This window comes from Streptomyces sp. NPDC001443, from assembly GCF_053597355.1.
The window spans coordinates 153,899-162,504 of sequence record NZ_JBSFIA010000016.1; the positions used below are offsets into that span (position 1 = coordinate 153,899).

11 protein-coding genes are annotated in these 8,606 nt (G+C 70.7%); 6 read left to right on the plus strand and 5 right to left on the minus strand.

Annotated features, from left to right (window positions below):
• Positions 1–113: 113 nt before the first annotated feature.
• From ACWC24_RS18980 to ACWC24_RS18990, 3 genes are all read right to left on the minus strand, one after another.
• Positions 114–893, minus strand: a complete 780-nt coding sequence (locus ACWC24_RS18980; RefSeq protein ID WP_450663972.1) for an anti-sigma factor family protein — start codon at positions 891–893, stop codon at positions 114–116.
• A 25-nt stretch (positions 894–918) separates the two neighbouring features.
• Positions 919–1,521: a sigma-70 family RNA polymerase sigma factor gene (locus ACWC24_RS18985; protein WP_450663987.1), complete on the minus strand. Its 603-nt coding sequence runs from the start codon at positions 1,519–1,521 to the stop codon at positions 919–921.
• An 868-nt stretch (positions 1,522–2,389) separates the two neighbouring features.
• Positions 2,390–2,548, minus strand: a complete 159-nt coding sequence (locus tag ACWC24_RS18990; protein ID WP_450663973.1) for a hypothetical protein — start codon at positions 2,546–2,548, stop codon at positions 2,390–2,392.
• Here ACWC24_RS18990 and ACWC24_RS18995 point away from each other — a divergent pair.
• The 6 genes from ACWC24_RS18995 (at position 2,538) to ACWC24_RS19020 (ending at position 6,169) form a co-directional block, all read left to right on the plus strand.
• Positions 2,538–2,783 carry a plastocyanin/azurin family copper-binding protein gene (locus ACWC24_RS18995; protein WP_450663974.1) on the plus strand — a complete coding sequence of 82 codons (246 nt, stop codon included), beginning with the start codon at positions 2,538–2,540 and terminating at the stop codon, positions 2,781–2,783. The two genes, ACWC24_RS18990 and ACWC24_RS18995, sit on opposite strands and share 11 nt — an antisense overlap.
• Before the next feature lie 68 nt (positions 2,784–2,851).
• Positions 2,852–3,769: a metallophosphoesterase family protein gene (locus ACWC24_RS19000; protein ID WP_450663975.1), complete on the plus strand. Its 918-nt coding sequence runs from the start codon at positions 2,852–2,854 to the stop codon at positions 3,767–3,769.
• The gene (locus ACWC24_RS19005) at positions 3,766–4,221 is read left to right on the plus strand and encodes a hypothetical protein (RefSeq protein WP_450663976.1); all 456 of its coding nucleotides are present in this window, start codon (positions 3,766–3,768) and stop codon (positions 4,219–4,221) included. Before ACWC24_RS19000 ends, ACWC24_RS19005 begins: the two co-directional genes overlap by 4 nt.
• Before the next feature lie 175 nt (positions 4,222–4,396).
• Complete coding sequence (locus ACWC24_RS19010) at positions 4,397–4,918, plus strand: hypothetical protein (RefSeq protein WP_450663977.1); 522 nt, start codon at positions 4,397–4,399, stop codon at positions 4,916–4,918.
• 4 nt (positions 4,919–4,922) lie between these two features.
• Positions 4,923–5,786, plus strand: a complete 864-nt coding sequence (locus ACWC24_RS19015; RefSeq protein WP_450663978.1) for a DMT family transporter — start codon at positions 4,923–4,925, stop codon at positions 5,784–5,786.
• 113 nt (positions 5,787–5,899) lie between these two features.
• A complete protein-coding gene (locus ACWC24_RS19020; protein ID WP_450663979.1) occupies positions 5,900–6,169 on the plus strand; it encodes a hypothetical protein in 270 nt (89 codons plus the stop codon).
• Between the two features lie 27 nt (positions 6,170–6,196).
• Here the strand turns inward: ACWC24_RS19020 and ACWC24_RS19025 are convergent, their stop codons facing one another.
• Together ACWC24_RS19025 and ACWC24_RS19030 are read right to left on the minus strand one after the other, a co-directional pair.
• Positions 6,197–6,883, minus strand: coding sequence for a siderophore-interacting protein (locus tag ACWC24_RS19025; RefSeq protein WP_450663980.1), 687 nt, complete (start codon positions 6,881–6,883; stop codon positions 6,197–6,199).
• Positions 6,884–6,968: 85 nt separating this feature from the next.
• A complete protein-coding gene (locus ACWC24_RS19030) occupies positions 6,969–8,366 on the minus strand; it encodes an MFS transporter (protein ID WP_450663981.1) in 1,398 nt (465 codons plus the stop codon).
• Positions 8,367–8,606: the final 240 nt, after the last annotated feature.

Consider the following 8,606-nt stretch of genomic DNA (forward strand, 5'->3'; position numbering starts at 1 on the left):
GGCGCTGTCGCGGACGACTCGCCTTTCCCACAGGCCGCGCCGGGACGCGAGGAGTCGGTCTCGGTGCGTCAGGAGCCCACCGCGACGAAGGAAGCGCGTGGACTTCCCTCGCTTCACGCGTGGATCGTGACGAGCTTCTGGCCGCTGCCTGAGAGGATCTCGAAGTGCTCGATGGCGTCAGCGGACATGGCAACCGCCCCTGGAATCTTGGTGCCTGGAGGGTATTCGCCTGCACGCCAGGTAGCGCCGTCCGCTCTGGCTCCGCCGGGTCCGACCGCCTGGAGTCGGCAGGTGATTCCGGCGGGTGCCCCCTTGGCGGTGACCTGCAGGACACTGCCCCAGGCAGAGGGCGAGACCTTCACCGAGGCGGAGACGCCGGTGGTGGGATCGCTTCCCGAGAAAGTGCGCCAGGCAGTCGGCGCGGTCGGCCCGGGCGGCGTCGCCTGACTGCTCACGGACCCGACAGCCGCCAGCCATGTGCCGCCGACCGCTGCCGCGAAGAACGTCAGCGAGGCGGCAGCGCCGGCCAGCTGCAGACGCCAGGTTCTGCGGCGCCGGTCCGCGGCCTGATGGAGCAGCCCCTCCAGCACACCCGACTGCGGCACCGCAGGCACGGCGGCCCGTGCGGGCGAGGAGCCCTGGGCGCTCTCGGCCGCCCGCGCCACCAGCCGGTCGGCCAGGTTCTCGTCGGCGGCCGGCACCGCCTGGCCTGATGCTTCGGCTTCGGTCACCGTTGCCAGCAGCGCGGGCAGTCCCGCCAGCTGGGTGTGTTCGGCCTGGCATTCGGAGCATTCCGCGAGGTGGGCGCGGACCTGTTCCATTTCCGCCGGGGGCAGCGTGCCCAGGACGTATCCCCCCAGCGCCAGCCGGAGGGCGTCGCGCTCCGTGCTCATGGTCGCCACCTCCTGCGGGCCACGGTCATGGCTCGATGCCCCGTTCCCGCAGCGCCAGCCGCAGGGCGTGCAGGGCGTAGTACGTCCGCGACTTCACGGTGCCCAGCGGGATGCCCAGCACGCGTGCGGCCTCCGCCATGGTCCGGCCCCGGTAGTAGGTCTCCAGCAGGACGGCGCGGTGGTCCGGGGACAGCGTCCGGACGGCGTCGGCAACCGCCCAGCTCTGCAGTGCCTGTTCGATCTCGTCCCCGCCCTGTGCCTGCTCGGCGACTCGCTCCAGCGCCTCGCCGCCGACCTCGGCCGGCCTGGCCTGCCGGGCCCGGTGGGCGTCGATCACCAGGCGCCGGGCGACCGTACACAGCCATGCCCGGGCCGGGCCGCGTGCGGGGTCGAACGCGGCGGGATGCTGCCACGCTCGCAGCAGCGTCTCCTGCACCACATCCTCCGCCCATTGCCAATCTCCCGAGGTCAGTCGCAGCACGTAGTGGAAAAGGGCCCCTGCGTGCTCCGCGTACAGCGTGCGGAGCAGTTCCTCATCCGCGGTCGAAAGGGTCCCTTTACCAGAGACACGGTGCGCGGAGCGATCCGGATCGGTCCTTGGACCACGTTTTCGGAGACTCCAGGGCATATGACGATCATTGCACATAAACTGCTTCGTTCCGTGACGCACGGCACGGCTCATGTGGCGCTCCGTAAGCGCCGTGGGCGATGTGTCCCCGCGAGCCTTACGGCATCACCGGGCCCAGGTGTGCGCGGCACCCGGGGAGGGCGGCTGACCTGCGGCGACACCAAGAAGTCTCACAAAAATGCATTCCCACTGAACCGTGGGACCCTCGCTGCCCGTGGAGTCGGACAAAAGCCCACTATCACGCAAATTCCTCATCGATGCCCCGTGCGACAAAGGATGGAATCAGAGGTGACCGAACCACGCCACGTACCAGCTCCTGGCTCCGACCACGCTCACCCCGCACCGTGGATCGAAGCCGGCGCCCCCGCGCAGCCCAGTGCGTACCACGTCGACGGCTCTACGCGGCTCTCGACGTACGGGCGGCGCCGACCGGCCCCGAGTCGCTGTCGGCTCCCCGCAGGGGGAACTGCCGCATGCTGCCTGCGTCTTCGCGGTGCGCAAGGGCAGTGCACCGCCGAGGCGCGTCGAGGCGAGCGGTCGATGTGGGGCAGCACCCATGCTCGTTCGCCGGGTCCGTGAGGGGCACACGCTCGTGAACACGGTATCCACCGCACTTTCCCGCGGACGCGTGCGCCCAGCCGGCGCAGCCGCCGTCTCCGCCTGATCAAAGAGAAATCAAAGAGAAATCAAAGACGAACGGACACACCATGAACCTGAGCTTTCGCACACCGGGCCGGCGATCACGCGCTGCCGCCGGGCTGGCTGTCGCCGTCATCGCCACTGTCGGCGCGGTGGGGCTCCTCAGCTCATGCGGCCAGTCGCCGCATTCCTCGTCCACCGGAGCCGGCGCCATCACACCCGGTCCGGGTCAGCACCAGGCGGCAGGAACGCCAGGTTCCACGGAGCCGGGGAACGCGGCGGGCACCGCTCCCGGTGCCTCGCCGATGCCCAGCATGACCATGCCCATGAGTCCCGCGAGCACGGGCGCACCGGCCGCGCCAGTGACCGGGAACGCCGTGGCGATCAAGAACTTCGCATTCTCCCCGGCCGCGCTGAAGGTCAAAGTGGGCACGAGGGTGACGTGGACCAACCAGGACACCGACGCCCACACCGTCACCAGCGCCGGGTCGGGCGGACCACTGCATTCGGCCGCTCTGTCCACCCACGCCACCTACAGCTACACGTTTACCAAGCCCGGCACCTACGCCTACCTCTGCACCATCCATCCGTTCATGACCGCCACCGTGGAGGTGACCCGATGACCGACCACTACGACAGTCACGACGGAGCGCCGGCCGACGACACCGGTCGGTCCGATACCGAACACGGCATGACCCGACGTCAACTCATGCGGCACGCGGGGTGGTTCGGCGGAGCGGTGGTACTGACCCTGGCCAGCGGGGAAGTGATCAGCCGCATCGCGGACTCCCGGGACGCCCACGCCGCGGCTGCCCCGGCGGAAAGCGGCGCGCTGCGGTTCGTGCAGGTCTCCGACAGCCACATCGGGTTCCAGGGGCCGGCGAACACGGACGTGGTCGGCTCATTCACCGAAGCGATCAACCAGGTCAACTCACTCGGATTCAGGCCGGACTTCGTCATGCACAGCGGCGATCTGACGCACCTGTCCACGGCCGGCCAGTTCGACCAGGTCAAGCAGATGATGGCCGCAATGCAGACGGACCGCGTCTTCACCGTACCGGGCGAGCATGACTCCATCGGCGATGCGGGCCGCGCCTACCGGCGCACCTTCGGCACGGGCACGCTCGGCGACGGCTGGTACAGCTTCGACACCCACGGCGTGCACTTCATCGCTCTGGTCAACACCATGAGCCTGGAAAAGCTCGGCCACCTCGGCAACGACCAGATCGACTTCGTCCGCAAGGACATCGCCGGACTGCCGTCGGACACCCCCATCGTGGTCTTCAGCCACATCCCGCTGTTCGCCATGTACCCGCAGTGGGGCTGGAGCACCGACGACGCCCTCAAGGTCATCGCCCTCCTGCGCCGCTTCTCCTCCGTCACCTGTCTCAACGGGCACGTCCACCAACTGTTCACCAAGACAGAGGGCAACATCACCTTCCACTCCGCCACCACCACCGCATACCCCCTGCCCAAACCGGGCCGCGCCCCCGCCCCCACCCCGCAGGTCGTCCCCGCCCGACAGCTCAAGGACGCACTCGGCATCCGCAGCGTCGGCTACCGCCAAGGCGACCGCGAACTGGCCATCAAGGATCAGAGGTTGGCATGAGCAACCAAAGACTCCTCGTCCCCACCCTGCGATCGGCGACTGCCGCAACCCTCGGCGCCAGCGGATTCATCCACGCCCAGCTCTACATCGACGGGTACCGCTTCGTCCACATCATCGGCCCCCTGTTCCTGCTCCAGGCCAGCGCGGCCTTCGCCCTCGCTGCCCTGCTGCTGATGGGGACACCACCCCTGCTGCTGAGGGCCGCCGCGGCAGGCGTCGCGCTCGGCGCCCTCGGCGGCTTCACCGCTTCGCGCACCGTAGGCATGTTCGGCTTCACCGAGCACGGTCTGCAGCCCGCGCCGCAAGCCGTCCTCAGCCTCGTCGCCGAATCCGGCACGCTGCTGCTCCTCGCCATGTGGCAGGTGACCGAGACCAGACAACACCGCGCTGCCCGAACGCCCTTGAGGACACCCGCCTGGAACCGGGCGACCACGCGCACACCACCCAACTGAACGACCACAAAGCCACCCGGGATGCCTGCGCCGCGTGCGAGAAGCAGGCCTTCGAGCGGCCCGCCCGCGAAGAGATCTCACGCAAGACGCGTATCCGCCGAACCGTCAACCGTCCGTGGACATGCACTACCAGGGATCCCGCCTTCACCCACCACCCTGCAAGGAGCGAGCTGAGATGACCGATACGCTCCACTCACAGCAAGCACCCGCGACGCCCGCACCGACCACGCACACCGACGTCTGCGCCACCGAACAGGCGGCGCGTGCGCGGCGCGAAATATACGTACTTCGGTTGCGCAAGGCGCTGAGGGAACACAGCGGATTCACCACCCGCTTCCACTCGGGTACGCCGGTCATCGCCCGCGACGGCTACGTCGTCGCAACCGGTGCCGACCGCGTTCAGCTCCCGGCAGACACCACATACGGCATGTCGAGCCACCCTCTCGACATGCTGCTCACCCGGCCACCCGGAATACGGGCGATCCGCGCTCAGGAGCACGAGGGCCACATCGACCCGGTACTCGTGGAGATGTCGGACTCCCCGGGGGCTGCACAGAACACCTGTCGGATAACCGGCCGCAGCTCGAGCCGCGATGAGCGCACGCCCCCCGAGGGCACCGCCAAGCCACCTCGACCGTCGGACGCAGCGCGGAAATGCGCCGCTTGCGAGTGCGCACCACCGGGCCGAACGGGGTGACGCGATGACCGTGTTCCTGCCGGGGATCGGTGCTGCCTGCTGCCTCGGCGTCGGCTTCGTCCTCCAGCAGCGGCAAGCCCAACGGGCGCCCCTTTCCGGCCTTCCCTTCTTCCGGCTGCTGCTCGACCTGATGCGCTGTCCGGAATGGCTGGCCGGCATCGCCGCGATGATCGTGGGCATGGTGCTGAGCATCATCGCCCTCGCGAACGGAGAGGTGTCGCTGGTCGAACCGCTGACCGCGACCAGCCTGCTCTTCGCGATGGCGCTGTCACGCTGGCTCACCGGCCGGCCGCTCGGCTGGAACGGCTGGGGTGGGGCGCTGCTGCTGGCGCTGGGCGTGACGGGGTTCATCGTCGCCGGACGGCCGTCAGGGGGCGGGCACCTGGCCGGGCCGCTGCGCCGCTGGATCCTACTCGGCGTCGTGGTCGCACTGGCGGGGCTGCTCGTCGCGTTCGCCCGGCGCCTGCGGCCAACGCTCGTGGCGACCGTGCTGGCCTGCGCCGCCGGACTCCTGTACGGGTTGCAGGACTCCCTGACCCGTATCTCGAGCCGGCTCGCCGGCGGGCACGGCATCGCAGTGCTGTTCGCGCACTGGCAGCCCTACGTGGTCGTGTGTCTCGGCCTGATCGGTCTGGGGCTCGTCCAGAGCGCGTTCGAGACCGCGCCGCTGCGCTCCTCGCTTCCTGCACTCACCGCTGCGCAGCCGCTGGCCGGGATCGCCTGCGGGATCGGCATCGTCGGCGACCGCCTCCGGACCACACCTGGCGCGCTCGCCGTGGAGGCCGTCGGCCTCGTGGCGATCGTGATCGGCATTGTGCTGATCGGTCGGCATCCCTGTGTGGCTCCAAAGGCCGCGCACAGGCGCTGAGTTGCGTGTTCACCGGTGGTCGGCAGGGGATGCGGTGTGGATGTCCTGGATTCCGCAACGGCTCGGGCTGAAGCGGACACACCGACCGCAGGAAGCAGCGTGCAGTCCGGGACATGGCGGCTCTGGGCCTGCCGGAGTGCTGGGCCGATGTGATGGCCAGGAAGGAGAGATTCATCGCGCGCCTCGATGCCGGGCGGCCCGCCCGCCACGACGACGCGGAGGGCGACCCCCGCCAGGTGATCGACCACCGCTTCCGGGCCGCCGACGGCATGCTCTGCGCGATCCGCTCCTGCGGCCCCGAGAACCTCGCCGCCGATCTGGTCCGGGCCCCGCTCACCACGGCCGTGGCGTCCTTCTGCCCGTCGGGCGCGCGGTGCGGCTGAGCCGGGCCGCCTGCCGCCTCACGCGGTTCACTCCAGGCCGCGCTTGCCCGGCGCCCAGAACGGCTTGGTGAGCACGGAGCGCCGGTCCCAGCCGGCCTCCCGCAGCACCTGCCGCACCCGCTGCACGGTCCGCGCCTCTCCCGCGACATACGCCACCCCGCCCGGTTCGGGCGCCAACTCCCTTACGGCGTCGGGGAGTGCGATGGTGCCCCGGACCAGCCAGCCGATTTTCTCGCCGTGCGCGAGCGGCAGCCGGTCGGCGGCCGACCCGGTCTCCACGCGGCCGGAGACCCGGGCCGTCGCGGGCAGCGCGGCGAGCATCGCGCCGAACGCGACGGCGGCGGTCTCGTCCCCGGCGAACACATGGTGGGTGGCGTCGGGGCGCACCGTGAACGACCCCTCCGGCTTCCCCAGCCGGACCTCGTCGCCCACCGCCGCGGCCCGCGCCCACAGTGCCCCCGGCCCGGCGCCGGGATGGTCGAGCACGCACAACTCCAGGGCGCCTTCGGGGTCGTAGCGCCAGATCGAGTACGTACGGCGGGTCAGCCCGCTGGTGACGTGCACCCGCACCTGCTGCCCGGGGCGCACGTCGAGTCCCGCGAGGGCGTGGCCCTCCAGGCGCAGTCGGCGCATCCGGGCCGCGACGGGTTCGGCCTCGGTGACCGTGGCGCGCAGCGTCAGCAGGTCGAGTACCGGATCCAGAAGTGCGGGCATGACCGCTCCTTGCCGTTCAGTGGTGGGGGTGTCTGGGGTGCGGGGGGTGGTGAAGTCGGCAGGGAGGCGCGGGAGTTGTGCCACGCTACCGGGTCGAACGCGATAGTACGCGTTCTTCGCCGGACGCGACAGTACGCGTCTTTCCGGTGCCGTACCCGGCGATCACGAGGGCCGTGGCCGCCAGCACCAGCAGCGCGACCGTGCGCAGTGCCGGGGCCATGCCGTGGGTGAGGCCGGGGTGGGCGGAGAGGACCGTGCCGGTGACCGCGACGCCGAGGGCCGCGCCGATCTCGCGGGCCGAGGTGCCGAGCCCGGAGCCGAGTCCGGCCTGGTGGGCGGGGAGCGAGGAGACGAAGCCGAGGGTCAGCGCGGGCATGGACAGACCGGTGCCCGCCGAGATCACCAGCAGCCAGCCCGCGTACGCCCAGTACGGCGTCCCGGCGCCCGCGGTGGAGGCGCCCAGCAGGCCGAGGCCGATCAGGGCGAGCCCGCCGCCGATCACCGGCCGGGGTCGGTCCGCCCAGCGCGTGGCGAGCTTCGGCACCAGTGCCATGCCGAGTGTCAGCGGCATGATCGCGACACCGGTCACGGCGGCCCCGAACCCCTTGACCTCTTGCAGGTACTGCGAGTTGACGTAGAAGAGGGAGAACAGGCCGAAGAAGCCGGTGGCCGTGCCGAGAGCGGCCGAGCGCAGCCGGGGCGAGGCGAAGACGCGAGGGTCGAACAGCGGGGCGCGCGAGCGCAGGGCGTGCACGGTGAACCCGGCCACCAGCGCGGCGCCCGTCGAGAAGGCGCCGAGGATCCGCGCGGAGGTCCAGCCGTAGGCGGGGCCCTCGATGATGCCGAACAGCACCGCGACCAGGCCCGCCGTCAGCAGCAGTGTGCCCAGCGGATCCAGGTGGTTGGCGTGGGCGCGCCCGGTGCGCGGGGTGGTGACGGCCACGGCGAGCGCCAGCAGCGCGGCGAGCGGCACCATGACCGCGAACAGGGCCCGCCAGGACAGGAACTGGCCCACCAGTCCGCCGCCCAGGTTGCCGGCCGCGCCGCCCAGGCCGATCGCCAGGGTCCAGGAGGCCATCGCGTGCGGCCGGTGTTCCGGGGCGGCGAGCCGCATCAGGATCGACATCGTCGCCGGGGTGATCAGCGCGGCGCCCGCGCCGGACACTCCCCGGCCCGCGATCAGCAGTGCGGGGGAGTGGGCGAGCGCGCTGGTCCCGGCGCCCGCGGCGAACAGCGCGAGACCGGTGAGCAGGGCGCCCTTGCGGCCGTAGCGGTCGCCCAGCGCGCCCGCCGGGACGAGCAGTCCGGCGAAGGTGATGACATAGGCGTCGACGGTCCACAGGATCTCGGTGTGCGAGGGGTGCAGCGAGGACGAACTCAGCTGTGGGATAAGCAGGTTGATGGCGGCGACCATGCTCTGTGCGACCAGGACGCAGGCGCACAGCGTCAGCAGGGTGGACCGTTTCAGGGCGTGCGGGGTCATGGCTCCTCCGTAAGTTGTTAGGCGGCCCGGGAGGGCCGGGTGTGGCTTATGGCTTCTTGCCTTCAGTGGCTTCCGAGGAGTGGCCGCCCGGCCCTCCGGGGCGCCCTGGCTGCTGATTGAGATGTGCGCGCTTCGTGCGGTCGCTGATTACGGAGATGACAGCGGGGTGTTCCTCGGGCCGACGGCAAGCCGTGCGGAACGAGGAGGGGCGAGTGAGCGAGCGACAGGCCCGGGTATGGG

Coding starts and splice junctions, on each gene's coding strand:
- ACWC24_RS18980 (WP_450663972.1), bottom strand. CDS start 893: ATGAGCACGGAGCGCGACGCCCTCCGGCTGGCGCTGGGGGGATACGTC.
- ACWC24_RS18985 (WP_450663987.1), bottom strand. CDS start 1,521: ATGCCCTGGAGTCTCCGAAAACGTGGTCCAAGGACCGATCCGGATCGC.
- ACWC24_RS19000 (WP_450663975.1), top strand. CDS start 2,852: ATGACCCGACGTCAACTCATGCGGCACGCGGGGTGGTTCGGCGGAGCG.
- ACWC24_RS19005 (WP_450663976.1), top strand. CDS start 3,766: ATGAGCAACCAAAGACTCCTCGTCCCCACCCTGCGATCGGCGACTGCC.
- ACWC24_RS19010 (WP_450663977.1), top strand. CDS start 4,397: ATGACCGATACGCTCCACTCACAGCAAGCACCCGCGACGCCCGCACCG.
- ACWC24_RS19015 (WP_450663978.1), top strand. CDS start 4,923: ATGACCGTGTTCCTGCCGGGGATCGGTGCTGCCTGCTGCCTCGGCGTC.
- ACWC24_RS19020 (WP_450663979.1), top strand. CDS start 5,900: ATGGCGGCTCTGGGCCTGCCGGAGTGCTGGGCCGATGTGATGGCCAGG.
- ACWC24_RS19025 (WP_450663980.1), bottom strand. CDS start 6,883: ATGCCCGCACTTCTGGATCCGGTACTCGACCTGCTGACGCTGCGCGCC.
- ACWC24_RS19030 (WP_450663981.1), bottom strand. CDS start 8,366: ATGACCCCGCACGCCCTGAAACGGTCCACCCTGCTGACGCTGTGCGCC.